Here is a 25,285-nt window from a genome sequence, read left to right on the forward strand (position 1 = left end):
TAACGAGAGAAAGGAAGAGCATATAAAAATAAAGAGTATGAAAACAACTATAAATATGAAAAAACAAAGCCGGAACTGTTGTTAAATCAACGTTACCGGCTTTGTTTTTTTATAAAATTTTAATCTCAAAGGGATTTTTGGATAATACCTTTATTACTGAATCAAAGTCTTGGATCTATAACAGGGTCCGATTCAAGAGCTAGCACCGCCAGTGTACATTCGTGTATTCGTTCAATAGATTCTTTGTTAACGAATCGCTCAATCCCTTCTATCCCAAGTGCAAATTCTTTCAGCGCCATCTTTTGCTTCTTGCCAGTATTTCTTTTTTTCAGTCTCTCCAGGTTCTGGGGCTCTAAATAATCCATTCCATAAATGATATGCAGATACTTCTGGCCTCTCACTTTGATTGCTGGCTGTATCAGCTTTCCTTTTCCATGGGCAACGAAGAATTCCGGCTTGATTACAATGCCCTCGTGCCCATCCTTCGTCATTTCCTCCCACCACTTGATTACCTCTTTTTCATCGTCCTCATTTGTGATCACTTTATAGTCTGTTTCAATGAAATAGTCAGACATGCCGGCAAGCAAACGATTCATCTCCATATGCCATGTATGTGGCTGATCAAAAAAGGCCTTTCCGCTATGAGCCAAAATGTGAAAAGGGGCAATTTGAATATCGTCCATTGTTTGGACATCCCAACAATATTTCTGAAAAACTTGTTTAAACGTATGAGCATTCTCAAGCCTTTGTTCGTACTCTCTCAGCCATTCCTGTACCTGCTCCTGATTTCCATGTGAGGTGCCGAGTTTTTCAACTAATGCTGTCCGATCCAGCACAGCATTTTCTGCCACATGAGCATACTGGCTGCTAATCAATTCTTTCGCTTTTAAATTCCATGGCATGATTTCCGCATCCATTAGAACAAAGTCGGTTTCATACTTTTTGAAATAGCCGCCTTTGGTTAAATCAGCGCATAGCTTTGCCAGTAGCTCCGTTTCCTGCTCACGGCTAAAAAAGTGCCGGCCGCTCCTTGTGTAAATCACACCAAGCGAATCTATTCCTATGTGTTTTTTAGAGGATTCGCAGTCCTTAAACAGAAGCAAGACAGCCCGGCTGCCCATATGCTTTTTCTCCGCAATCATCGTAGGAATCCCATGGTCCCGATAATACCGAAACGCTTCTGCCGGATGCTCTAGAAAACCAGCTTCAGAAGAGGTCTCAGGTGTCGGGCTCATCGTCGGCGGGATATAGACAAGCTGCTCGATCGGGACTGTTATATGAGATACTGCATCGATAGCCGGCTTTACGATACTCTCCGCCACTTGAACTTCTCCCAGCTCTTTTGTCAGTACGCTGTAGCCGTTCAGAAACGCGCCGATATTTGGGAGATTTAATCGGGTTTTTTCCCACTCTGTCAGCGGATTATCCAATACCCCTGAGTAGTCTTCCTTTGCCTGAACAGAAACATATTCTTTCTCTGGATAACGAAATGCTGTCAACTCTCCGCCGAACACAACGCCTTGATCAATGTTAATTGTATTATTTATCACGAGTGAGCGCGGCTTCGGATCGTGGCCCCAAACAATAAGAGTTTGATGCTTATGACCAGTAAACCAATCTTTTCGTACAGGCTTTCCTTTTTCATCAAATCCATCCGTATCACCGTACCGGCAAAAGTCCTGCACAGCAGGTGATTGCCTGCCTATAAATTCATCTTTAATCCCCGCATGTGTACAAACAAGAACCGGAGACCCGTTTCTCGTTAAGACATAATGGGATGGTGCTTTTAAGAGAAACTCTTTTAAGTCATTTTTTATTTCTTCCGTCTGCTCTTTTCCGTTCTGCACTTCGAAAAGATCCAGTTCTTCTTTCACTCGCTCATCCCCATGGGACAGTGTAACCTTGCGCTTGTCGAGCCAGCGGGCAATCTTCCATCCATGGTTACTGTCGATCATATAAGCAAAGCCTTCCTTTACATGTCGGCAGAAAAACAGCATGGTCTCTAGTGACATTGGCCCGCGGCTCATAATATCGCCGAGCGATAAAAAGCGCCTTCCTTCGGGATGAACATAAAAATGCTGTTCATTTTTTTCATATCCCAGCTTTTCAAGCAGCGCAATCATTTCCTCAAAGCAGCCATGAATATCACCAATCACATCAATGCCCTGACCGATATCAATTTCCAAAGGATTCGGATGGCGATGTACATGTATTTCTTCTGTTGTATTAATGGTATACACTGCCTTGTAGCCTTCTTTTTTGACAAAGCGTTTTTCCCGTTTAAACGTTTGGTATTGCTGCCGGACCCGGCGCTTTCCTCGTGGATGCTTTCGCGCTTCATCCCGATTTAACAAAACAAATTCTTCTGTATCCAACAGGATCGCTGTGATCGGCAGATGATGTTTCCTGGCAATTCCTGCGTACCGCTTCCGGTCGTCTGGATGAAGGTTTGTTGCATCAATGATTGACAACTTATTTAAGCGGCACCTTGTTTCAATAAGCGCCTCCATCATCGCAAACGCTTCCTGCGACACTCTCTGGTACAACTCTTTAGCATAAAGTGCTTCGTCTTTTGACAGATCACGCCACTCCATAAATTCCTCGTCGTTCACCAGCAGCCGAAAGGCATCCGAACTGATTACTTCTGACTGCTTGATTTCCCCCTGGTCAATCTTTGTTTGGAGAAGCGTTGATTTCCCGCTGTTTGACGGACCAATAAGCAGAACTATGCCTGCATGCGGCAAAGAAATGTTCATATTCCCGCCTCCTTTCTTGTAAATACACAGATCTGTGTCGGAAAACCGTGCTGCTCATGCTCTTCTCCTGCACCATCAAACCGAAGCTCGTAGGCTTGATCTTTGTTTCGTTCTTTACACCAGTACTCAAATTCAGGTCTTGTCCATTCAAAGCGGTGATCGGTGTGGCGAAGAGCTTCGTTCATGTCATAGACTCCGTTATATTCACGGTTAGGTGTTGTTACAATAAACGTCTTTGGCTTATATTCATGCAAAATCGTTTCAACAGCTTTTGGAAGCCTGTATTCGTCAATATGCTCAATGACTTCACAGAGAATGATCACATCTTTTCCTTTTAACCGCTCATCGTAATAAAAAAGCGATCCCCACATGGAAATGGGCGGAACAAAGCCGCTTTTCTCCTGCGCTTTTTCAAATCGGCGGATCGCCTGCAAAGAAGCAGATTCAGAAGGCTCCATTGCCAGGATTTCCTCCACTCCGGGCAAAAATCCAAGCCGGACTGCCAGCTTCCCTTCACCGGATCCGAAATCAACGACGGTTTTCGGCTTTACCTGTTTAACAAGATTAATAATTTTCTCATATCTTAAGTCATTCAGCCGCACTTTTTTCTCTTGTTTTACTGCCGCTTTTACTGGTTCTGTGTTTTCAATCATACTGTACAAGTCTTTAAATCGAAGTGACTGACGGTAAATATACTCCCGCATCGGGTGATCTTCCAGCCAGCCTTCCCCGTAGCGCTCCAGCTTTTCAATTTCTTTTTCATCGATGTAATAATGCTTGTAGTTATCCATTACAGGAATCAGAATAAATAACTGGCGCAGTGTATCACGCAATGTTTTCATCCCGCGTATTGACAGAAAACGGGCCGTACTGCGGTCTTTTAATTTTGCTTTGTAATCTGTTTCTCCATATGTAATATCCACACTGAAGCCAAGTGGATCAAACAGCTCCTGCATCTGCTTGTCGGAAAGTGATGAAACAATAGGGCCAAACTCCACATGAAGATCAAATGGATGATGAACCCATTCAGCATACTCCTCTTTTGGCTGACCGTTCAACGCTGTACCAAGCGCATTGCGGATAAACGAGCAAAAAATGCTGCTCACCGCAAATTCACGATCATTAATATAATGAGTAATATCGTATGGATTGGAACGGCTATTTGATAATTCAATAGGATCAGGTGTGACAAATATCGTCGCCTCTACCTCTTTTTCTTTAAACAGACGATAAAAAAAGCGTACTAGATGCCCTTTTTGTTTTCGCTCGTACACATTGTTTGGATTTTTCGCCAGCAGGTGCGACAGAACCTGTGCGTTCTCTCCCACCGCTCGTATTGTCAGCTGCATATTAAATACCCCTTTTCCGCTCTCTTCTGTATTTCATGTTATTAAGATCCATTATTGTCTTGTATTGTCTCAATAGCAAGGCTTTTAAATATGATCTATCTCGGTATCGATCGCAAAATCAGCTTTTATCTCTTCATCACGAAACTCAACAATATCACTCCAAAACAGGATATATTTCGGCTGCACATCGTCATCTTCTTTTCCTTTTTTAATCTTAAATTCCGTCCGACAACATGAATAAAGATTTGAGCATTAGTAGATAGAACATGATGTCCGGAAGACTTCATCTACACTCCCAGACTGCTTACTCGAAAGCAGTCTTTTTTCGAAAAGAAAACATATTGACAATAAAAAATGAAATATGATATTATGTAAAATTTGAATAAAAATTCATGTTGTGTTAATCTCAAGAAAGGAATCATCCATGGAGGTGGATTAGTTTGTTTGAGATTGGTGACAAGATTGTATATCCAATGCATGGGGCAGGCGTAATTGAAGCCATTGAGGAAAAAGAAATTCTAGGGAAAACACAGCAATATTTCATTATGGCTTTTCCTCTTAGGAAACTGCAGGTAATGATTCCAATCACGAAAGTGAGCGACTATGGGATGCGGCTCGTATTGAACATGACGGCTATTGAGCAAGTCATGAACATGTTCGGGCAGGGAGAAATTGATCGGTCTATAACATATAAACAAAGATTTAAGATTAACACCGACAAAATGAAAACGGGTATGACGAAAGACGGAGCTGAAGTTATCCGCGATTTGGTTATGATCCAAAAGGAAAAACCATTAAATTCAAACGAAAAAATAATGCTCCGCGATGCAATGCAGTTTCTTGTCAGCGAACTTGAGCTAAGTAACAGCATGACGCAGCCACAGGCGAAAGACTTATTACAAGATCGGCTTAGCCGGGTAAAAACCGCTGGCTAAAAATATATGTAATAAAAAAGCTTGCAGACATCGTCTTCAAAATGAAGACTTTTTCTACAAACTGAAAGCCGTATCAGTAAATAACTGATACGGCTTTTTTCATTTCTTTTCTTCAGTTTGCTTGAGCAACTGTTCTTTCATTGCTCTAGCTTTTTCCTTAATACTTTCTGTTTCCCCTTCTAAAACCTCAACTTGGAGCCCTTCTGGCAGAGACACGATTTTGATCAAGTCCCCTTCTCTCACATGAGCCCCCAGCTTTTCAGCCTCTATCAGCTCTTCAATCGATTCATCCTCACGCCATAACAGCTTCGCCTGGCCTTTTTCAATGGAATCAATCGTATAAATACCGTTTCTCATCAGTCCATCACGCTCACGATTTCCCAATTTAAATCAAATAACTGTGCTGGATCTCCGATATTGGCCCACATGTTAGAAGTTGTCCATTTCAGATACGTTGGCAGCTGTTCTTTTGCGTCAGGCCCTGAAGTCACATAAACGGTCTTCCCTGCTCCGAGGGTATAGCCATCTGGAAATGTGTACGTTTGGTTTCCTTGAACACTGACAAGCTTCCATCCCGACATGCCTACGCTGCTAGAGCCGTTATTCTTGATGCCTACTGTTTCTCCACTCAAATCTTTGCTGACAATTTGGACTGTGCTGCTGCCTTCCACTGGATCTTCTACAGTTGGCGGTACATCAATCCCTTGTGTGAAATGAATCTCCTGGCCTTCTGTCCACGTTTCGATGCTGCCTTCTGGTGTTTTCCACACATTAACACCATAATCAAGCAGGCGGTTTAGCACTTCAGAATGAGGATGCCCATAGGTGTTTCCTTCTCCATAAGACAAAATCGCATCATTTGGATCGACGGCAGCTAAAAAGGCCGCTGAAGTTCCTGTTGAAGATCCATGGTGTGAAACTTTCAATACTTCTGCCTCCAGATCATATTTAGCCATCATTTCATTTTCTACTTCAATATCGGCGTCACCTGTTAATAAGTAGTCAGCATCACCATAACTCACCTTAAGAACGATTGATCCTTCATTAAGATCTGCTGCCTGGCTGTCTGCGTGCAGTACCTTCACTGAAACAGATGGATCCGGCGAAATATCCTGGCCTTCTTCTGCTACCTTAAAGTCGGCACCTGACACCTGGATGGCTGCCAGATAATCAAGATACGTATTCGTCGTATGATCCTGACCGGAATCAATAACGGTTTTTACACCAAAATCTTTAATCACAGCATCAGCCCCACCAATATGGTCAGCATCTGGATGAGTGGCCACAAAAGTGTCAACTGCAAAGCCAGGACCAAATCCGCTGACTGCTTCCTTGATATCTGCGTCCGACCGGCCAGCATCCACCATCATCGTCTGCCCATTTGGAAATCCAAGAAAAATGGCATCCCCCTGGCCAACATTTAAGAAATCTACATATAATGCAGGTCCTTCCGGCAATGGCTCAGAAGTGTCTGCGGCATCTATAGCACGTGACATAAACGCCGCAAATTCGCCGCGTTTCACTGCTGTATCAGGACGGTATGTATTATCCGGGTAGCCTTGTGTAATACCGGCTGCAATAATCTTACCGATATAAGAATAAGCTGCTGAATTCTTTGATACATCTTTAAATACTACTGGTGCTGTTTCTGTCAATTCATAAGCACGTGTTAGCAAAATCGCCAGCTGTCCCCGGGTAACCGGCTCATTAGGACGAAATGTTCCGTCTGGAAAACCGCTAATAATGCCCCCTTCTACCGCTTGCGCAATATAACCGGACGCGACACTGGATGGGCTTACATCATCAAAGACTGTCGATCGCTTCGTACCATCCACATCAAATGCACGGCCAATCATAATCGCCGCCTGAGCACGGGTTACCTGCGTATCAGGCATAAAACGGCCATCTGGAAAACCAGAAATAATCCCTGTATTGGATAAATAATCAATGTCCTCATAGAATCTGTAACTTTCAGAAACATCCTTAAATGTTGCTGCCTGAGCAAGCGGAGCCGCAATGCCAAGCGAAAAAACAATGCTTGATAATAAAGCTAATGGCTTTTTCAACTGATCTTCCTCCCTCATTTACCAACCTGTTTATATTTTTAAATTATTTCTTTAGGTGTCAATATTTCGATTTAAAGAGAAAACCGCCAAATAGCTTGGCGGTTTCTCGTTTACTTCAATGCAGTCATCCCTGCTGCCTCCATGCGCCGGAAGAAAGCAGAGATTTGAGCACGGGTTAACGGTTCATTAAAGTGATAGTCTTCAAATGTTTTAGCTCCCGTTGTGCCAGAAGAAAGATTATTTTTGTACATAAATCCGACTGCTGAATATGGTCCATAAGCAGCTCCCTGAGAAGCCGCAATGACTTGTGCCAATTGGCCGCGTGTTACGATACCGTTTTTCGCAGTATCATTTGTGTACCCTTTAAGCGGCAGATTGTACGGTTTAAAGAAATCATAATACTGCTGTGCCCGGTGACCATATGTGGCACCTGGCTTAAAGCCGAAATACTTTGCCGCGATAACTGTGAAGTCTGATTCTTTCAACAAGGATAGTGGCTGGAACCGGCCATCCGGGAATCCTTGAATCAATCCTGTTCGGAATGCCCACGTAATATTTTCACGTGCCCAATGGTCTTTTCGAACATCGATAAATGCTGGATATAGCCAGTTTTCTAATTTCCAATGCAATCTATCTGGATCATAACTCATTTGAGGCGTTCCGCCAGATGTCAGAAATAGTACACTGCGTAAGTGATACCTTTCCTCTTCAGAAAGTTCAATACCGTTGACTGAACCCCATTTTGAAAACACATTAATTCCACCGATCTTCAGCATGTCTACTGGTAATTGTTTATACCAATCGGAATCATCATATAAGGCAAATTCATACACCTTTGTACCTTCAGGAATTAAAAAATCTTCAGTTAAAAGTACTTCGCCCACTAAATCAGTTGCTTGTGGCTGACCAAAATGAAAATATCCATACTGATTATCTTCATCCCAGATATCTTCAAACGCATAATTCCGCAGCGTACGCCAAAGCATTGAGCCATTTTCCGCGTCAATGGCCGCACCCTTTTCTTTTGTCGTATAAGCAGCGTAAAATCCATCTTTACTTACAAGCATGTAATCTTTTGTATTATGAGGCCGGGCGATAATATAATTGGGTGTTTGCTCATAAATTTTAGTAAACCCATACTTCATATTATTAAAGTCAACCGGCTTGTGCGTATGAGTGTAAACAGTCATTCCTGCTCTTTCTCGTAAAATATTGTAAATCTCAGCTGGAACTTCCCATTCTGGTTTCTCTGTCACATTTTCCTGTGCTGAGGCAAAAGCTGGCACTAACAAAACAAGCGAAAAAAGCAAAGGTGTCTAAAACAATGATGTGATAAATTTTTTCAAACTATACTCTCCTTATCAATTTTACAATATATTACCTTATAATATGGTGGGTTCAATGAGCTTAAATACCCATTATTGTTACAATCTATATTATTTTTTAAAATAATTGTTAATTAGCATAATACTGTAAAATATAAGCGTCAATTCGGGTAATTAAATATAAGTTTCATTAACTGCTGCAAACTCACCAATTATATTTTGCAAGGAAACATGTTCATAAATTACTTTATTTTCCTTTTTACTCCAAATTACTTTTTTGTATACTGTCATCGAATAGATACTCCTATACAAATCAAAAGAAGGAAAATTTAAAGAGATGGTAAAAAATACTTATGACTGGCTGTGGCTGGCCTTTTCCCAGATAAGATTATCTTTCATTCAAGACACGATATAAGAAAGAAGTTAATCAATAATCGATCCCTTGCTCCACAAAAAAAGCCCACCATCAATAGCAGACAGCGGGCTTAAAAGAATTAAATTAAAATAGTTATTTATTTTTTGCGGGTGTTTCTTCTGGTGGCTCAATGGGTGTTTCTGCCGGTGGTTTTGCCGGCGCTTCAGCTGGCGGCTCTACTGGTGTCTCTACTGGTGACTTTGTCGGTGCTTCCATTGGCGGCTCTACCGGTGTCTCTGGCGGTGATTTTGTTGGAGTTTCCTCTGGTTGTGTTAGTATTTCTGCAAAATCGCTCATATTGATTCTCCTTTTCTTTAGCAGCATTTAATATGATTAATTAACTCTATCCTTGTGTTTTAAACTTTTTTCAAAAAAAGCTCCCGTCACACATAGCAGATCCGGAACTCTTAGTATTCACAGCAAGCACGCCGTCTAATCCGAAAATCTGGTCTGCAATATTAGCTGCAATTATCACTATAAACACGCGCGCTTTTCTAGCGTAGCCATATAATACTGTTCGACTGTGCAGTCGTCCTGCTTTGCTGGTTTCTACTTCTACTCGAGGCAGCGCTCGTATTGCTACATGTTTGGCCTCACTAGAGACAGCTCATCCCTTCTTCTCTGGTTGTTTTTTGAAAAACGAAGAGCATCTCCTCGTTCTGCTTTCTTTACATAAGATAAGCTCCAATCTTTTCAACCTCTATCAGCGATGAATACTGTATGCAGAAGTTACTCTAGTAACGAAGAAAAAAGTGACAACACCAGCAATATAACTTCTACCCCTGCCCCTTTAAAAAAAACCCCTTTACTTATACAGGAACATACTCATGCGTAAATATATTTCTATAAATGGTAATAATTATGTTTAAATACATTATTTTCAGTTTTATATTAAGGGAAATTATGTAGAAACTCCTAGTTTTTTATAGCATAATAAAGAAGTTGTTTTTTCAATTATAAATTTACTCTTTTAGAATTGAAAATATCGTTGATTTAGTCTGGGAGAACTATTTTGGATGGAGGTACATACATAAGTGGATTGGAAAAACAAAAAAGTCATGGTTTTGCTCGGTGCTTTTATCTTGGTGACTATTTTACTGGTCACGAATTTAAGTTCTGTATCTGAAAAAGAAGATCAGGTAGCTGCTTTACAACTTAAACTTGATGAAAGTGAAAAAACCATCAATGATCAGGACACTAAAATCACTACATTAGAACAGAAAGTCGAAGAGGCACAGCCATGGTTTGAGCTAACAGAAAAAGAACAGCAGCAAAAGATTGAAGAACAAAAAGCTAAAGACGCCGCTAAAAAAGCTGCTGAAGAAGCTGCTGCGAAGAAAAAAGTTGAAGCTGAAGCTGCCGCCGCTGCTGAAGCTCAAAGAAAAGCTGAAGAAGAAGAAAAAAGAGGTTACGAGACAGGTATCACTTATGACCAATTAGCTAGAACACCTGATGATTATATCGGTGAGAAAGTTAAATTTTATGGCAAGGTTGTTCAGGTAATGGAAGGCGATGGAGAAGTCCAAGTAAGGATTGCTGTTAACGAAGATTATGACACCATACTTTTTGGTGCTTACGATTCCTACATTACCGATTCTAGAATATTAGAAGATGATTTAATTACTGTGATGGGAACATCGAATGGTCTGTTAACTTATGAGTCTACAATGGGTGGAGATATTACTATCCCTAGTATATTTATTGACAAAATCGAGCAATAATGATTTGCAAAATCAAAGGCTGCATCAGTGTTATGCTGACACGGCCTTTTTTAATTATTTTCGTCATTTCGCTTAAGCAGCTGCTCTTTAATCACTCTGGCTTTTTCCTTAATGTTCTCTGTTTCCTCTTCTAAAAACTCAACCTGAAGCCCTTCTGGAAGAGACTCGATCTTAATCAAATCCCCTTCCTTCACATGGGCACCAAGCTTTTCAGCCTCTACTGCCTCTTCAACTGATTTGTCTTCACACCATAACAGTTTCGCCTGGCCTTTTTCAATGGATAATAAAAGCCACGTTATTCTTACTTTTCCACAAAAGTTTAACAATAAAAAAGCTGGCACAAAAGCATGAATGCTTTTATGCCAGTTTAATCTAGGTACTCCTATAAACATTATTTAGACGACAATCGATAGAGGAAAACGGCCAGCTGACCGCGGGTAATATTACGGGCAACCCCAAATTGTGTTGCAGTGTAACCAGATGTGATATTATTTGCAACCAATGCATCCACAGCTTCCTTGTAACGAGAAGACACGTCTGTAAAAGAAGATGACCTTCCGTCCCCTGTGAGATTAAAAGCCCGCTGTAAAATAAGCGCAACTTCTCCACGTGTCAGCGGATCAGAGGCGCCGAATCTGGTTGCTGTTTTTCCGCCAATAATCCCTGCTTGTTTCAGCGCATTTACGGCCCCTGCAGCCCTTGACGGTACATCCACAAAGCCAGATTCCTCTGCACTTTCCGTGTTTAAATTTAGTTCTTTAGCTAACCAAATAGCAGCGTCTGCACGGATAATATCTTTCTGAACACCAAATTCTGTCCGAGATAAACCCTGGGTAATTTGATTACGAACCAAATATTCTACGGCCGGCGCATAAAAGGCAGAAACGTCCTGGAAAGAATGAATACCTGTTTCTGATTCTGGCAGCGGCTCTGGGCTATTGACCACAATCATAGTTGATTGACCCTCATACGTAACTATGATGGTTGTGCTGCCATAGCCGGTGAACTCTACTCTTCCGTCCTCGACCACGGCAACAGCCGTGTTGGCCGATGACCATGCTGCCTCATTCGTCACATTTTGCCTATCACCATTTTTGTAGGTGGCGGATGCTGTTACATTAATAGCCTCTCCTGGCTGCCCTATTAGAATGGTTTGGTTGACTTCAAGGTTGACAACAGGATTTGGTTCTGGATCTGGAGCTGGAACATTTACAATGATCACAGCGGATTGGTCTTCGTATGTCACCGTAATTATTGTGCTGCCATAGCCTTTCAGTTCCACTCTTCCGTCCTGAACCGTTGCCACAGCGGTGTTAGCCGATGACCACGCTGCCTCGTTCGTCACATTCTGGACTTCGCCGTTTTTAAATACCGCAGATGCTATGACATTGAGGGTATCTCCCGGCCTTCCTGAGAGGGAACTTTGACTGAGGTTTATACCGGTCAATGGATTCTCTTCCTCAAATTCTGTAGGCTCTGTAAAGGAAGAAGCCTGAATGAAACCATAGCCAAAAAACGGATCTCTTCCTGCTGAGCCTAAATCTCTTGTATGCTCAATTAGTACCTGGCGCAATTCTTCAATGGTAAGCCGTGGGTAAGCCTGTTTTAATAAAACCAGTTCCCCTGTTACATAAGGTGCTGCCATGGAAGTGCCACTCATATAAGCATACTGGTTCCCTAAATAAGTACTTAGAATTCTTACGCCGGGAGCAGCTACCTCGACAGCTGGCCCTGTAGATGAAAAAGGAGCTCGATTAAAATAGCTGTCTACAGCACCGACTCCGATAACCGACGAATAACGCGCCGGAAAGTCTACTGTATCTTCTAGTCCATCTGGCGCTCCATCATTTCCGGCAGCTGCAACTATAAGCAGGCCGCTTGCATAAGCTCGGTCAATGACAGAGTGTAATACAGCGGATTCTATTTGAGTTCCTGAACTTAAGTTAATGATGTCCATTCCATTTGAAATGGACCAGTCGATCCCTTCGATCAAATCAGACAAATAAGCTTCACCATTTTGATCAAACGCTTTTACAGCGTAAAGTTCCGATTCGTAAGCCGCCCCTTTTACACCGAAGTTGTTGTTTCGTGCGCCGATTATACCAGCCACATGTGTTCCATGACCCTGATCATCGTTGTATGAAGTCGTATAGCCAACCGTTGATACCCCTCCTGCAACCGCCAAATCACTGTGCGGTGCGATACCCGAATCAATCACCGCTACTTTAACCCCTTGACCTGTAAAACCGGAATTCCAGGCAGAAGGTATATTGGTGGCCTGAATACCCCAATCTTCTATTTGTTCGCTCAGATGAATGAGAATATCTTCCTCTACATGCTTTACAGAAGGAGATTTCTGTAGCTCATCGATTGAATCTTCTGGTATCTCAATAGATGCAGCCGCCACTTGCTCAAATGCATCTATCACATCACCGTCTACACTCTTCACCGTTTTGTCAATCTCTTGCTGGCTAGTTTCCTCATCAAAAATAATAAGCATTTGTTTTTCCTCATTACTATCAGCAAAGACCGGATGGTTTCCGTGAATTGACAGCCACAACCCGATACCTATTACTCCGCAGACGAAGTTTTTCAATTCACTACTCCCTTTCATCACATAATTCGGAAAAATACCCCATTATTTCGTTCCTGCTTGAGAAAGTAATGAAACCCTAAAAAACGTATCTAAAAATAAAAAATAATAACTAGTAGTATCTAATTCAGCCTCCTCTTTCTAACTAAGTTAATCTTTTTGAGCATCTTTTTATTAAGTATTTTTCGGAAGCAAGCCCTGTTTTTCTACGAAGCTTCTATAAAGGTTCCTTTGAAGATGATTTGTAAGTAGTTCTATTTCGCCTGCTGTACTTTTTAGTAATTCTTTCTTTTCGTCAGTATTTCTCCCTTTTTTTTGAGTAGATGCATTATGTTTATAAATCAGCATATCCAGACCAGAAGAGCTGGATAGTAATCTAACTTCAGCAAAGATGGATATTGAAGCAGACTATATATCCGGTCCCAGCGAGTGCATGGAAGCCGGATCACATACACTTATCTTATTAATGATTCCCTTTCTTGTGCCCTGCAATGACCAGAATATGCGCATGAAGCAGCGCATATTCTCCGTCACTCAGGAAACCAATACTTGCTCCCTTATGACTTTAGAATCTTTCAAGAGTGGCAGCGGGTCATTTCGCTATGCATTTTTATGTACCTCCGGCTTGTCACCATCACACCATGTACTGGCAGTTGGGCATGGATTGTATATCAGGTTTTAATATCTTATGACTCTACCTCACCTATATAAAACAGACATTGCCGTTCTAGAAGCTATCAAAGGGAAGGAATAATTACAGAGACTCTTTTATACAATGAATGGCACAAGCAGGTTAATGGACTTTAGCTTAGCTGGCTTGTCCATTTCTTTGAATATAATCTTGCTGCCATTCGGAAAGCGAATCTGCATAAGAGATGTCATACACTTAATGTGATCCTCCAAGCCCAAATCGATAACCAGCTCTTCTAGTAAAGAAAACGTGGAGTCACGGTGTGTATCATAAACTTCACGGACAATCAAAGCCGTTCGTTTTTCTTCTAAGCAGCTTCAAAATAATTTTTAAAGCTACATGATAGCTCTTGCTGCTGCCATAGCCGCCGACAAGAAACTGAAATTTAGTGGACCAATCAAATAAAAAGTCGCGGAGTTCGGCCATCGCTCGAGATTGAGCGTTTAAAAAGGCAGCCTGCCGCTCCCAGGCAAATTGAAATTCCCATTCCTGCTTTTCTAAAGTTGAATTAGCATCCGAATAAGTTTCGGCCTTCTTAATCTCTTTGATCAATTCATCTTTATCTTCAACCCACATAATTTGTTGAAAGCGGATGATTGCAGTAAATTGGATCTGTATCTGCTGCCGTATCAAATCAGCAGCAGAAAGACCGGTCATTGCATCCGTGATCTCTTTTGTTTCATCTGGCAGAAACCTAGAGAACAACGCATGCTTCTCAGCAGCCTTGTTCCGTTTTGTAAATTGGTTATTCGGATGTGGATTTACGCTTCTCTTTCGTTGAGGCCCTTGGTTTTTTCAGTTGTATCCTTTTGTTGAATGGTTGCAACCTATCCACTTTTGGCTGCATCCTTTTTCGTTGGATTCCTCGACCATCCTTCACAGCTTTTCCGGTTTTTAAGGTACTGAGTTTTATACCCTGCTTTTCCGTTAATGCAGCAAGCATGATCTTTGTTGTTTCCCATTCTGATCTAATGTCATCCCAGTTAACACCACCACCTCCATTGTTTCTCCACAATAAAAAGGCCCCCTCCAGGAGCCTTTTTACTTAATACCGTTTTCTATTCCTACCTTTAAAAACTAACAGTACTCAGATATAAAACCGTCATTTTAAAAGGGGCCAATTAAAATATGACAGGTGCAAAAGTTTTTTCTAAATACCCTTCTAAATGTTCTATTTTAAATTCTTCATCATGCCTTTCGCTAAAAAGCTTGCCGTTCTTAACAATGAGCTCATCTAAATATAGTTCTTTTTGATGCTGAAGAATTTTTATTTTGTTCGTATTTTGTTTTACCTTAATATGTAGTTCTGCATCTCTAATTCTTATTTTCCCGCCTGTTTCAGGTGACATCCTAAAGCTATAACTTCTATTCTCTTCGAAACCTATTTTACTGTTTAATTCAGAGAGATACGGGAATAACACCTCTTTAAATTCTTTCTTTAAAACAGCTTTATCAGGATCTTCAACCAGATGTTCTTTAACTTTCCTGGCAAAAATATCTTGAAAATTCAAACGAATCACTCCTTCTGCTGTTTTATAATCATAAGTTCGGCAAAAGGAGATAATTTCCTGCTCTTCACTAGACACAAAATTTATTATCATGTTCAAGTGACTTCATAAGAAAAAGTGAGCAGCCAGTGTGATAATTGTAATAATGCGCAGTTTAAGAGTTCGATTACAAATATGGTTTTTCTTCATGAGTGCCGTAACTGCGGCATGAAGAAAATGATTTAACCCTGTCATGTGACAGGTTTTTATTTTTTTTACGCTATCATATATACAGCAACTGCACGACAAAAAGCACCATTTAAGGTGCTTTTTATGTGCTTGGTATTGCATTTACAATTCCTGAAGCTCATTAACAGTTACAAATTTGTATCCTTTGTCTGAGAGTGCTTCTAGAATCCCCTCGATTGTTTGAAGTTCTTTTCCATTGCCTTCATACATCGGATGTAACAAGATAATCGAACCTGGTTTAATATTTTGTTTCACGTAATCCACTTTTTCAGAAACAGTCGTATAATAGCTGTCGGGTTCAAGGTTCCAAGTTATAGTGTCTCTATTGTGTTTATTTAAATAATACGGCAGTCCAATAAGCTTTTTTCCATTAGGCGGCCTGAAGCCAATTTCACCCTTATATCCGGCTTTTCGAATTAGTTGATCCGTTTTTTCAATTTCTTCTTTAATATAAGAAGATTTCTTGAAAACCATTCGATTATGAGAGTAAGTGTGATTTCCAATTTGATGTCCTGCTTCCACAATCCTCTTAGCCCCCTCTGGATATGTTTCAATGTCTTTACCAATTAGAAAGAAAGTGGCCTTGACATTGTATTTATCCAATAGTCGAAGAATTTCATTTACGTTCTTTGTAGGACCATCATCAAAGGTTAAAGCAACTACTTTTTGATTTGTCTCCACCTGCTCGGTTAAACCACCAAATAACTGGTATGTTCTAGCATTCATTAATTTGTAAGTACCAAGCAACAAAAGAAATACCAGGAGGATTCCTAATCCAATAAATATTAATTTCCTTTTCATAATCAAACCTTACTTTCTAGTAGTTTGTTAACACAATATTATAATTCTAAATGAAGTTATTAAACAAATCCAAAATAAATAAAGCTCTTCTCAAGAAACAAGGAAAAAGCGTTGTCACATCTTTGTAACCACAAAACGATCACTTATACCTGAAAGACAGCTCTTACTGTGTAAAAGACATTGTTATGATCAAATTTGCAGATGGTAATTGACTGATTTATCGCGACTTTACGAATAAAGGAGCTTCTTGCTACCTTTTTTATAAAGTCGCGGATTATATGTGGAAGAAAAAAGAGAAGATCGTTATGGTCTTTCCTCGATGCCAGGAAGAAACACAGATTTGTATTGTGGTGCATGGCCACGAACAGGAGAGAGGATTATTGACGAAGGTTCATACGAAAAATATTAAAAAGTGCTTATAAACCCGGCCAAACCGGGGCTTTTTCTACTCCATTTCGATCTCCAACATTCCTATATTAAAGAACAGTGGCCAGTTAAACTTCTCCTTTTCATCCTCCGTAAATTCAGCCAGTTTCTTTCGTGTAATACTTTCGAGCTTGGCTAAACAGTTCTGCGGAAAGGCACGTGCTCCGTATTGCCAAACAAGACCGGCGACAAATTGGCGGCACATTTTGATAATTTCAACATCCTTCATCACTATGCAGCACTCCTTTTCGCTTTTGATGGTGGTGAACTGATTGTCGGCGCAGGTTACTGTTTGCTGGAAAAGATCTTGGGTTTTATTGAGGATTTTGTTTTAGGTAAAGACGTACCGCATCGCGGTATAGTTTAGATCTTTCTCGTTTCGGGACCTTTGCCAACGCATCCATTAAATCCTTATCATATTCCGGATTGAGCTTCGCTGATAAGGACCGAACAGGGTCTACAGGATGTTCCTTTGCGGGAGTGTTATTTTTTCCGATGTACAAAGGAATGTTTTTTACGGTCAGCTTTTTTTCTTCGTCCATTCCCACCACCTCTTCTCTTATGTTAATTAGTGTTAAATAATGATATGGGCGGGAATGCTTGTGTTATGCCGAAATAGACGAAAATATTTAAGAAGAAGTGTGAACAAGAGGGAATTGGTGCGACTGGGTGAGAGAGTTTAAAAAGAAAAAAATCCTCTGGTTATGATACATTTATTTAAAGGGGGAATTTCATGAAGATATACGAGAATGAAAATATGCTGGGCTGTTATTTGTTGAAGTATGGGCCAGATTTATTACTTGTACAATACCGTGATTTTAATCCCCAGAGGCAAAAGGAAGCAATTAACTTGGATGAATGGACCGAAATTACTGAACCAAAAGAGTAACCCCGACTGAAATCGGGGCTTTTTTTGTTATACACTATACGATTTAATTCTTGGATTGTATCCATATTCAACAGCAATAAGTGCCCGCGCTTCTTCTGCTGATTCAAGCGATGTGAACACGCCTGTGTACAACTCGTTTGTCCTCTGCGCCTTTTCTTGCATTGAAGCCAAGCTCATTTGTGCCCATTTATGGAGCAAGCAAAAAAAAACCGGTGCAAGATGACATTTATCTGCACCGATCCAGTTGTTATTTAGTTGTTTCAGCCCGGTGTAAGAACAACGCCATTTCTCCTCGAGTAATAGGTATGCTCGTTCCAAACTGGGTGGATGATTTGCCTTGCGTCACGTTGTTTTTCACTAAAGCTTTGACCGCTTCTTCATAACGCGGAGATACATCTGTAAATGAAAGTTCGGCGTCATCGCCGTTTAATTTATATGCCCGTTGGAGCAGCAATGCCATTTCACCGCGGGTCATTGAATCATTGCCCCCGAAATAGGACGATGATTTTCCATTGACTATGTTTGCCTCTTTTAAAGCATTCACAGCTCCCCATGCCCTTTTTGGCAAATCGGAATAAGGCGTATTCATTGAGTTTGTAATATCCAGATCTAATATTTTGGCGAGCCAAATAGCTGCATCTACTCGCTTAATGTTGTCATTTATCCCAAATTTATCTTTTGAAAGCCCATTTGTCACTTCTTTATCTAACAAGAAAATGACTGCAGACGAATAGCGGGCCGTGACATCTTTAAAGTTTGTTTCAGGTTTGAATGACATCGTATACACTCCGCCCTGCCAAAGCACTTGAGCAGCGGGTATAAAATAATAAGTGCCTTTTGGAAGTGCCGTTTTCCTTGAGGAAGTTTCCGGATCGCCAACACTTCCACTGCTAACATGAGAATCATATACGATACCTGTTTCATTTGTTAATTGGTAGCTACTGAATTCCGATGAAAAATTTATCGTTAAATACCCATCGTATTTCATGTCAATTTTATAGTAATCGAAGTTATCAGTATAACTCAAAAAGCCTGTATAGGTTTTCGGGTCATTTAAAGGAATGGGCATCGCTGTATTCTTACTGTTATTCGGTTCGATCTCTTCATTATTTGCCGCAGTAAACGAGACGAGCATTTCATAAATCCCTTGATAGAAATCGTTTCCTCGAATACTTATATAGTACGTGCCTGGTTCAAGATCCGCATGTTTTTTCCATTGTAACGGCAGACCCCGATAAAATCCTAAAGAATCCCAAAAAATCATCGTTCCTTTCGAATCGTATAAATCAACACTTCCATTTACCATTTTAGAATCAACGTCTACTACTAAACGACCCGGTTCACTCAATTCTACTTTATAATAGTCTTCATGATCATTCGCGCTGATAAAACCTCGGAACCTTTTGTCATTCACTTGAATTGGCATTGCTTCAAGGAATGTTTGATTCGGTTCAATTTCCGTGTTGTGCGCGGGATCAAGTACTACCTTCAAATCATAATTCCCAAAACTGGTTTTATTAAAATCTTTCACAAAAACAGTATACACGCCAGGTTCTATATTAACATCTTTGTGAAATGAAGTCGGATTTTCCGGGCGACCGTTAAAAACACCTTCAAAATTACCTACTAACGCATTATTCGAATCTCTTAACTCGATTAAAGCAGCCGAAAAGTACACATTAACATCAATTGATAAAACGCCTGCTTCATCAACAGATACAGTGTATGCATCCATTGGCTCCTGCTCTGATATAGAGCCTGAAACGGTTGAATTCAGTGGCAAAATGGTATCGGCCTGAACGACTGCGGTTATAGATGTCATTGACAAAAACAGTAAAATGATTGTAACAGTGATGTTGATTTTCTTCAAAATATACTCTCTTCCATATAAAGTTTTCCATCATTTTTATAGTACAGTACAATTGTACTATTCAGCAATAGACTAATTGTCTTTTTTAGTGGCATCCAGTTTCTCCTGCCAGTTCTGTAATGGACTTTCATCACCTAGTTATAAACCATGCCGGCACACGAAAAAAACTGCCGACAATAGTCGGCAGCTTAGATATTTTGAATGACCAATTGCTATTTTTTTGCTTTGATACTTGCAATAACACTATTACCTTTATATTTGACAGTTACCTTGTAACCACTAGCAGTTACATTATCGAATTTGCCTTTCACCTTGTCGGCAGTCACCAAAGTAATGTCTTTAGCCTTCCCTATTTCATAATTAGAAAGATCTAAATTCAGGTCCCCACCATCAAGGTATAACAGTCCATCAACATTTACTTGACTGCTATCATCATCCATTGCAATATCTAAGTTTCCAGCTTCTATTGTAAAATTGCCATTTAGATTTAAAGGTCCATCTGCATCAACTGAAACTGTTCCATTTTCTAAATAAAGATCGCCTTTACCAAAAGCAGCCGTAGAAGTAGCTTCTAGCGTTCCTTCTTTTAGCAATGTGCCTCCTGTATAACTGTTATCTCCTGTCAATGTAAGCATTCCTGTCCCTTTCTTGGTAAGCATACCATTGCCAGTAATATCATTTCTCCACCAATCATGGGCATTAAATCTTCCTTTTGAAGCATCCATATCAACTGTTACATTGTTTAAAAACGCACCATATCCATCAGCTGCTGTTACTAAATCAATTCTGCCCCAACCATTTGACTCGTCTATTACAGGGTAGCCTGATTCAATTTCTGTGGTATATAATACTTCTCTGCGTTGTTGATCTGTTAAATAAGGTTGACGAGTTTCCAATAAAACTTCTGCCCCTTTAGGTACTACAGGGTCTAAACCTTTTGTTCCTGTTTGAGGTAATCCGTAAGTAAGTTTTTCCCGATAGAAAGCTTTATTTGCTTCATGGTCTTCCCACTTTTCTTCATCGTACGCACTTTTAAACTTATAATCCTCTGTTACGGTATGTGCATATTCGTACAAGCTCATTCCTTTTGATTGGGCTAATTCACCGAATACCTCTCCAGCATTTTCATACGCCTTATCCAATACCTCTTTGTTTTCTGCAAGATTATATGCAAATGCAGTCATTGCTGTAGATTGTATTCTTGCTCCTATCACATCAAGTGGAGAGTGCATTCCGGCCACTATTCTATTTTCTCCCATTTGAGCTGCTCTTGTTAAAAATTCAGCATATCTTTCCGGTGTTGCATATGCAAACCCGAATGTTGACAAATACGATGCACTTGTATGCCCACTCGGAAAAGCTCCATCTTTTCCTCTTCCGTCTTCCGCTTTTCTTCTTACATATTCTAATGCAGGAATTACTTCCACATTCGTTTCATATTGTTGGAAATGTCTTTCTCCTGTTTCTTTTGTACCGCCTGAAGGCAATTTTTCTACTACACTTTCACCACTGCCGATTGTTTCCCAAACAGGTAAACCGTTCTGATCAACAACTTCTTTCACTTCTCCATTTGAATTCATTCTGTATGGTCTTGGTGAAGAGAAAAAGTACTTAGCAGGGTTTGACGAAGAAGGACTTCTAAATCTAATTAAATGAACTAAATCCATCGCATCTGAAAGTTCAGATTCCTTCCATTGCCCCATTCCCTGGCTTTCGTCTTCAGCGGTTGCTTCTTCCAATACCTTATTCATGTCCTCTGGTGATCTTACAATACTTGTTGTCGGTTTAATTATATCTACGTATGTATTAGCTAAAGGCCCATAAGCTTCCATCATACTATATATCTTATCTCTTTGATCATCGTAATAGGCTGCTAATGCCTCTTCATCTGTTCTGTTTTTCGTAACATCTTCTACATATTTTATATTAGCTTCCCAAGTCTCAGCATCTCTGATTTCTTCGTTTGCATATGTTTTCTTATCAGCTACTACTTTTGTTTCATCATTTTTATATCCATCAAAATAAACGGTAGGTCCGTCGCCATATTTTGCAATCTTACCATTTGCACCTGGTTTAGTTAACGCTGTTCCGTCTCTCCAATCCGGTTGATTCATTGACCAGATTTGATCAAAACCATCTAAAATATTAATAAAAGGATTGGTCGCAGCTATATTCTTTAAGACAGAATCATTTGCATTTCCGCCATTATCCACTGCGGGTAAAGGTTGCTCAGCTTTAGGAACATCTATATTTACTTCTTCAGTAGTTCCTTGTGGTTTTGAAGGTTTTGAAAGCTTATCTTTCGCAACGCTCCCCTCGATATCAGAAGATTGGCTGGCGGCCTGAACAGGAAGCGCGGAACATCCCATCGTTAACACTGCAAGTGTTGTTACTAAGTTCATTAATTTTCTTTTCATAAACTTCATACCTTTTACATCTCTCCGTTTCTACTGCGAATTTCTAAATGATTTCTTTTTCAAATACTTTATTTTCACCTTTAATAGTTTATTCAATCTCTTAGCGGACATTTAAGAAGTTGAATACTTATTAACAGCACAAATTCCAGTATAAGAAGGTTATATTGTATAAATATATTGAATCTGTAAAGATCATGTAAACTTTTGCAGCACACTACTAATTATTTCTTTAATATTTCTAACTCCATGATTAATACAGTAACCAGCAAATACACCAAGCAATACTTTGTAATTTTGAATATTAATCTTAATTTTGTTTCTAAACTTCCAGTCTCTATTAAATCCTGATATGCAAATTCAAGAAAAAAGACTACCTCCTATTTTTAGGAAGTAGTCTATAATTTAGAAAAAATTAATTTATTTGAACAGTTCTCATTTTGAAAAGCAACCGTAACTGCTTTTCAAAATGAAATGGTGAATAATACTTTAAAACGTTAATAATTCAACGTTTTAACTTACATCATGCCGCCCATTCATTTGGGTATATAATAAGAAGAAACGTAACCGAAAAACCTTTAAATGAGTAAAATAAAAACCCTGCTTAGAGCAGGGTTACATTCTCCATACATGGTAAATAATATCTTTTCTTTTTTCATCAATTGAAAGCATCCCGTATTTATCTTTTGCTTTAAAGATCTTATCCAATCTACGATCCAATTCTTTAAAATCAAAAGAGAATAGTTCTTTTAACTCATTTACTATACTGCAGAATGTCTAATTAGTCAGCATTTGAACAATACTGCAAAGCAAAGGACCCCCGTTTTTTTAGCTGAGGTCTTTTTAATACAAAAAAATAGTATCTCTACTGCATTAACTACCTTTTAATTTTTGATTTTAAACGGCGCTGCAAGTTTGAAATCTTTGTATTGGGTTACACGTGTTGATTATGAATAATCTTCCATAAATAAACGACAAAAAAGAGATGCCCTCTTGTAACTGACATTCCGCATGTCAAAATAAGCTATTTCATATTTTTTGCTTTTTCCTGTTTTTCGCGCCGCCAACAGGCTGTGGAATTACTTTGGCGGCACAGGTTTTAAATGTTTAAGGCAATTTAATGAAATTATATTAATTGGTTTACTTGGATTTTACACGCTGGAAAGGCTGAAGGCTGGACAACACTTTTTAATTTACAGATTATCCCTTGATATAGCGTTCCATTTCAAGAGTGGGGCTGATAAGAATACCAGTGTCAAAGCCGGCCCATTCGATCAGGTGATACATTTGGGGAAGGGGCGGCTCAACGATATGGCGTTCTTCGCCCATGGCCATAATCAGCAGGCCTTCGGCTTCCTTGATGATTGTTTTCACAGAGGGCGTCCTGGTTTTCTTGTTGCCCTGCCCGATCCAGTGCGTAGCTGCCCCTCCAGCGAGCGCCGGACACGGTATTCCAGATAGGACAGGTGCGGAAGCACGATGTAGAAGATATAGCCAAGCGACTGGACGCGGCGGCTGTTCTTCAGGTACACATTGTGGAACAGAAGCGGGTCCTTAAGCAGCCGGAACCATGTTTCGACGCGGATCTGCTTTTTATAGAGCAGGAGCCGCTCTTCCGCTGTCATGTCAAGGCTGGGGCTGGAAATCAGCACGAAGCAGGAGCCCATCTGCTGCTCCCGCCCAGCGAAGGCAGGATGCACGCCCAGCTTCCTGAACGACAGGAAGTAGGTGGTTTCTTCTGCAGGAATGTTACCCTTTTTCGGGCGCCCGCGCCCGCTGTGATGCTGGGTGGTGACAGGAAGAACGTCTCCCTTTACAAAGAATCCTTTCGCATATACGGACCGGATGATGTCATGCAGGGCAGTCTTGGCGTCTGCTTCACAGCTCTAGGCGATCTTTGCTTTTTTGTCCAGCTCTTTCTGGAGGGAAGCGTGCGTTTTCGCCCATTTCTTCTCCAGGGCTTTCTGTTTTTTCACCGCCAGCTCTTCGGAGTAGACCACCACCACAGGGTAGAAGGTTCTGTTTTTCCCCTCCACTTTTCCGTCCGTTTCATACAGCCGGTACGTTTTGCCGGCTGCCGTTTTTACGTCTGTCCATTCGTTCTTTTCAAATGCTTCGCCCTTGGCGGATTCATTCAGGTCGAAGGTATCCGGCAGGCGCGAGAGAAACTGAAGGGCCTCCTTGTCCATGGCAGCCGGGTTGCTCTTTGTGACGAGGCTGCTGTCGAGAATAAAGGGAGAATCGCTGCCCTTTTCGGCGAAAAACTACTTCATCTGCTGGACGCCAAGGCCAATCTTGATCTGCTTCAGGTCGGGCCGGTGGTCCTTGCTGTAGCCATAGATAATTTCAAATTCAGGATCATCTTGATTGTCAAATGCACCCTGGACAGAGCGGGAGGTGATGTCCGCATGGATCGCCTGAATCTCGCAGCCCTGCTGCATAAGGAGCTAATAGGGGATAGCTGTTCCATGTCCACACTGGCCAGCTTGTCCAATGGAGGTATCGAACCGTCCCGTACTTCTCAAACACTTTAACGCTTCACACTTTAACAGAGCGGGGGGCAGACCCGGCCACCTGCTGCTTTGTTGTTAACCCTTTATAAGCAACGGCTCCCCCTATCGCACCGATAATCGGTCCAATCACATAAACGGGAAACTGTGCCCAGCTGATATTGCCACCTGCTAAGCTATTTATCACATAGGGGCCAAATGTCCGAGCGGGGTTAAACGAAGCGCCAGTTGCCCCAGCTGTTAACATGATCAGTCCCCCTACCGTCAATCCAATTACAAGCCCTGCCCAATTTCCCGGGGCGTCCGAATCAACAGCAATCCCCATAATCACAAACATAAGTACAAATGCTGCGATCGCTTCCACAACCATCCCCTGTACATAGCCTGTACTTGGACCAAGTGATGTTGCACCTAACCCTCCAAGGTGAAGACCGTCCATTCCAAGAACAGCAACAATCGCCATTGCACCGATGATACCGCCAACGCACTGAGCAATGAGGTATGCGGGAACTTCTTTCCAGGCAAAGTGACCGGTGGCTGCTAAACCAATTGTAACGGCAGGATTAATATGGCAGCCGGAGATTTTTCCGATTGTAAAAATCATCGCCATGACGACAATCGCAAAGGCAACACTTATTACGCCGATATCCGCAAGTGTCGTCGCCGCATTATTACTTGTTGTAATGACCCCATTAAACGCCGCAGTTCCAGCACCAATGAGTACGAGTAAAGCAGTTCCGATACCTTCAGCCACACATCGTTTGAACAGAACTGGGGGTTCCATGACA

General features: G+C 40.9%; 24 protein-coding genes and 1 pseudogene. 4 read left to right on the forward strand and 21 right to left on the reverse strand.

Translation table 11 applies throughout. From position 1 onward, the window contains the following. Window positions 1-161 precede the first annotated feature (161 nt). Both RRU94_RS18475 and RRU94_RS18480 read right to left on the reverse strand, forming a co-directional pair. Window positions 162-2,756 carry a polynucleotide kinase-phosphatase gene (locus RRU94_RS18475; RefSeq protein ID WP_315692304.1) on the reverse strand — a complete coding sequence of 865 codons (2,595 nt, stop codon included), beginning with the start codon at window positions 2,754-2,756 and terminating at the stop codon, window positions 162-164. After that, window positions 2,753-4,105 carry a 3' terminal RNA ribose 2'-O-methyltransferase Hen1 gene (locus tag RRU94_RS18480; RefSeq protein ID WP_315692306.1) on the reverse strand — a complete coding sequence of 451 codons (1,353 nt, stop codon included), beginning with the start codon at window positions 4,103-4,105 and terminating at the stop codon, window positions 2,753-2,755. The genes RRU94_RS18475 and RRU94_RS18480 overlap by 4 nt, the downstream gene beginning before the upstream one ends. 473 nt (window positions 4,106-4,578) lie before the next feature. Here RRU94_RS18480 and RRU94_RS18485 point away from each other — a divergent pair, with 473 nt between their 5' ends. Next, window positions 4,579-5,040, forward strand: coding sequence for a CarD family transcriptional regulator (locus RRU94_RS18485; protein ID WP_410493053.1), 462 nt, complete (start codon window positions 4,579-4,581; stop codon window positions 5,038-5,040). Between the two features lie 99 nt (window positions 5,041-5,139). Here the strand turns inward: RRU94_RS18485 and RRU94_RS18490 are convergent, their stop codons facing one another. The 4 genes from RRU94_RS18490 to RRU94_RS18505 form a co-directional block, all read right to left on the reverse strand. Further along, window positions 5,140-5,397, reverse strand: coding sequence for a DUF3006 family protein (locus tag RRU94_RS18490; RefSeq protein WP_315692308.1), 258 nt, complete (start codon window positions 5,395-5,397; stop codon window positions 5,140-5,142). After that, entirely contained in the window at window positions 5,397-7,106 is a 1,710-nt protein-coding gene (locus RRU94_RS18495; RefSeq protein WP_315692309.1) for an S-layer homology domain-containing protein, read from the reverse strand. Before RRU94_RS18495 ends, RRU94_RS18490 begins: the two co-directional genes overlap by 1 nt. 110 nt (window positions 7,107-7,216) lie before the next feature. Further along, a complete protein-coding gene (locus RRU94_RS18500; RefSeq protein WP_315692311.1) occupies window positions 7,217-8,362 on the reverse strand; it encodes an S-layer homology domain-containing protein in 1,146 nt (381 codons plus the stop codon). 577 nt (window positions 8,363-8,939) lie between these two features. Then, window positions 8,940-9,143: a hypothetical protein gene (locus RRU94_RS18505; protein WP_315692312.1), complete on the reverse strand. Its 204-nt coding sequence runs from the start codon at window positions 9,141-9,143 to the stop codon at window positions 8,940-8,942. Between the two features lie 737 nt (window positions 9,144-9,880). On the opposite strand from RRU94_RS18505, the gene RRU94_RS18510 reads away from it, so the two are divergent. Continuing rightward, on the forward strand, window positions 9,881-10,567 hold the full coding sequence (locus RRU94_RS18510) for a toxin regulator (RefSeq protein ID WP_315692314.1): 687 nt from the start codon (window positions 9,881-9,883) through the stop codon (window positions 10,565-10,567). A 50-nt stretch (window positions 10,568-10,617) separates the two neighbouring features. On the opposite strand, the gene RRU94_RS18515 is transcribed toward RRU94_RS18510, so the two are convergent. The 8 genes and pseudogenes from RRU94_RS18515 to RRU94_RS18550 form a co-directional block, all read right to left on the reverse strand. Then, complete coding sequence (locus RRU94_RS18515) at window positions 10,618-10,959, reverse strand: hypothetical protein (RefSeq protein ID WP_315692316.1); 342 nt, start codon at window positions 10,957-10,959, stop codon at window positions 10,618-10,620. Continuing rightward, window positions 10,959-13,163, reverse strand: a complete 2,205-nt coding sequence (locus RRU94_RS18520) for a S8 family peptidase (RefSeq protein ID WP_315692317.1) — start codon at window positions 13,161-13,163, stop codon at window positions 10,959-10,961. The genes RRU94_RS18515 and RRU94_RS18520 overlap by 1 nt, the downstream gene beginning before the upstream one ends. Window positions 13,164-13,952: 789 nt before the next feature. Next, a pseudogene (locus tag RRU94_RS18525) lies at window positions 13,953-14,277 on the reverse strand (phage terminase large subunit); the annotation flags it as partial. Window positions 14,278-14,596: 319 nt separating this feature from the next. After that, window positions 14,597-14,866: a hypothetical protein gene (locus RRU94_RS18530; RefSeq protein WP_315692319.1), complete on the reverse strand. Its 270-nt coding sequence runs from the start codon at window positions 14,864-14,866 to the stop codon at window positions 14,597-14,599. Between the two features lie 106 nt (window positions 14,867-14,972). Continuing rightward, window positions 14,973-15,452, reverse strand: a complete 480-nt coding sequence (locus tag RRU94_RS18535) for a DUF3942 family protein (protein ID WP_315692320.1) — start codon at window positions 15,450-15,452, stop codon at window positions 14,973-14,975. Window positions 15,453-15,689: 237 nt separating this feature from the next. After that, window positions 15,690-16,388 carry a polysaccharide deacetylase family protein gene (locus RRU94_RS18540; protein ID WP_315692321.1) on the reverse strand — a complete coding sequence of 233 codons (699 nt, stop codon included), beginning with the start codon at window positions 16,386-16,388 and terminating at the stop codon, window positions 15,690-15,692. A gap of 445 nt (window positions 16,389-16,833) precedes the next feature. Then, window positions 16,834-17,046 carry a hypothetical protein gene (locus RRU94_RS18545; RefSeq protein ID WP_251270145.1) on the reverse strand — a complete coding sequence of 71 codons (213 nt, stop codon included), beginning with the start codon at window positions 17,044-17,046 and terminating at the stop codon, window positions 16,834-16,836. Window positions 17,047-17,128: 82 nt separating this feature from the next. Then, entirely contained in the window at window positions 17,129-17,356 is a 228-nt protein-coding gene (locus RRU94_RS18550; RefSeq protein ID WP_315692322.1) for a hypothetical protein, read from the reverse strand. A 191-nt stretch (window positions 17,357-17,547) separates the two neighbouring features. Between RRU94_RS18550 and RRU94_RS18555 the strand changes: the two genes are divergently transcribed. Next, a complete protein-coding gene (locus RRU94_RS18555) occupies window positions 17,548-17,703 on the forward strand; it encodes a hypothetical protein (RefSeq protein WP_251270147.1) in 156 nt (51 codons plus the stop codon). Window positions 17,704-17,730: 27 nt separating this feature from the next. Here the strand turns inward: RRU94_RS18555 and RRU94_RS18560 are convergent, their stop codons facing one another. The 6 genes from RRU94_RS18560 to RRU94_RS18585 form a co-directional block, all read right to left on the reverse strand. Further along, a complete protein-coding gene (locus RRU94_RS18560; protein ID WP_315692323.1) occupies window positions 17,731-17,865 on the reverse strand; it encodes a hypothetical protein in 135 nt (44 codons plus the stop codon). An 85-nt stretch (window positions 17,866-17,950) separates the two neighbouring features. Next, a complete protein-coding gene (locus RRU94_RS18565) occupies window positions 17,951-19,573 on the reverse strand; it encodes an S-layer homology domain-containing protein (RefSeq protein ID WP_315692324.1) in 1,623 nt (540 codons plus the stop codon). Window positions 19,574-19,785: 212 nt separating this feature from the next. Beyond that, window positions 19,786-21,990: a phosphatase PAP2 family protein gene (locus tag RRU94_RS18570; RefSeq protein WP_315692325.1), complete on the reverse strand. Its 2,205-nt coding sequence runs from the start codon at window positions 21,988-21,990 to the stop codon at window positions 19,786-19,788. Between the two features lie 1,197 nt (window positions 21,991-23,187). After that, window positions 23,188-23,361 carry a hypothetical protein gene (locus tag RRU94_RS18575; RefSeq protein ID WP_315692327.1) on the reverse strand — a complete coding sequence of 58 codons (174 nt, stop codon included), beginning with the start codon at window positions 23,359-23,361 and terminating at the stop codon, window positions 23,188-23,190. Continuing rightward, window positions 23,358-23,687, reverse strand: coding sequence for a hypothetical protein (locus RRU94_RS18580; RefSeq protein WP_315692328.1), 330 nt, complete (start codon window positions 23,685-23,687; stop codon window positions 23,358-23,360). The genes RRU94_RS18575 and RRU94_RS18580 overlap by 4 nt, the downstream gene beginning before the upstream one ends. 186 nt (window positions 23,688-23,873) lie before the next feature. After that, entirely contained in the window at window positions 23,874-24,176 is a 303-nt protein-coding gene (locus tag RRU94_RS18585) for a hypothetical protein (protein ID WP_315692329.1), read from the reverse strand. Window positions 24,177-24,395: 219 nt separating this feature from the next. Between RRU94_RS18585 and RRU94_RS18590 the strand changes: the two genes are divergently transcribed. Next, window positions 24,396-24,521 (forward strand): hypothetical protein, encoded by a 126-nt coding sequence (locus RRU94_RS18590; RefSeq protein ID WP_315692331.1) that lies wholly within the window; start codon window positions 24,396-24,398, stop codon window positions 24,519-24,521. Window positions 24,522-24,525: 4 nt separating this feature from the next. On the opposite strand, the gene RRU94_RS18595 is transcribed toward RRU94_RS18590, so the two are convergent. Then, a complete protein-coding gene (locus tag RRU94_RS18595) occupies window positions 24,526-25,281 on the reverse strand; it encodes an MIP/aquaporin family protein (RefSeq protein WP_251273164.1) in 756 nt (251 codons plus the stop codon). Window positions 25,282-25,285 lie beyond the last annotated feature (4 nt).

Origin of the sequence: Domibacillus sp. DTU_2020_1001157_1_SI_ALB_TIR_016, from assembly GCF_032341995.1 — a bacterium.
GTDB classification, from domain to species: Bacteria; Bacillota; Bacilli; order Bacillales; family Domibacillaceae; genus Domibacillus; species Domibacillus indicus_A.

Excerpts from the sequence above, each read along its gene's own strand:
- RRU94_RS18475 (WP_315692304.1), bottom strand. The coding sequence starts at position 2,756 with ATGAACATTTCTTTGCCGCATGCAGGCATAGTTCTGCTTATTGGTCCG.
- RRU94_RS18480 (WP_315692306.1), bottom strand. The coding sequence starts at position 4,105 with ATGCAGCTGACAATACGAGCGGTGGGAGAGAACGCACAGGTTCTGTCG.
- RRU94_RS18485 (WP_410493053.1), top strand. The coding sequence starts at position 4,579 with ATGCATGGGGCAGGCGTAATTGAAGCCATTGAGGAAAAAGAAATTCTA.
- RRU94_RS18490 (WP_315692308.1), bottom strand. The coding sequence starts at position 5,397 with ATGAGAAACGGTATTTATACGATTGATTCCATTGAAAAAGGCCAGGCG.
- RRU94_RS18505 (WP_315692312.1), bottom strand. The coding sequence starts at position 9,143 with ATGAGCGATTTTGCAGAAATACTAACACAACCAGAGGAAACTCCAACA.
- RRU94_RS18515 (WP_315692316.1), bottom strand. The coding sequence starts at position 10,959 with ATGTTTATAGGAGTACCTAGATTAAACTGGCATAAAAGCATTCATGCT.
- RRU94_RS18535 (WP_315692320.1), bottom strand. The coding sequence starts at position 15,452 with ATGATAATAAATTTTGTGTCTAGTGAAGAGCAGGAAATTATCTCCTTT.
- RRU94_RS18540 (WP_315692321.1), bottom strand. The coding sequence starts at position 16,388 with ATGAAAAGGAAATTAATATTTATTGGATTAGGAATCCTCCTGGTATTT.
- RRU94_RS18550 (WP_315692322.1), bottom strand. The coding sequence starts at position 17,356 with ATGGACGAAGAAAAAAAGCTGACCGTAAAAAACATTCCTTTGTACATC.
- RRU94_RS18555 (WP_251270147.1), top strand. The coding sequence starts at position 17,548 with ATGAAGATATACGAGAATGAAAATATGCTGGGCTGTTATTTGTTGAAG.
- RRU94_RS18560 (WP_315692323.1), bottom strand. The coding sequence starts at position 17,865 with ATGCAAGAAAAGGCGCAGAGGACAAACGAGTTGTACACAGGCGTGTTC.
- RRU94_RS18570 (WP_315692325.1), bottom strand. The coding sequence starts at position 21,990 with ATGAAAAGAAAATTAATGAACTTAGTAACAACACTTGCAGTGTTAACG.
- RRU94_RS18585 (WP_315692329.1), bottom strand. The coding sequence starts at position 24,176 with ATGGACAAGGAGGCCCTTCAGTTTCTCTCGCGCCTGCCGGATACCTTC.
- RRU94_RS18590 (WP_315692331.1), top strand. The coding sequence starts at position 24,396 with ATGGATCGCCTGAATCTCGCAGCCCTGCTGCATAAGGAGCTAATAGGG.
- RRU94_RS18595 (WP_251273164.1), bottom strand. The coding sequence starts at position 25,281 with ATGGAACCCCCAGTTCTGTTCAAACGATGTGTGGCTGAAGGTATCGGA.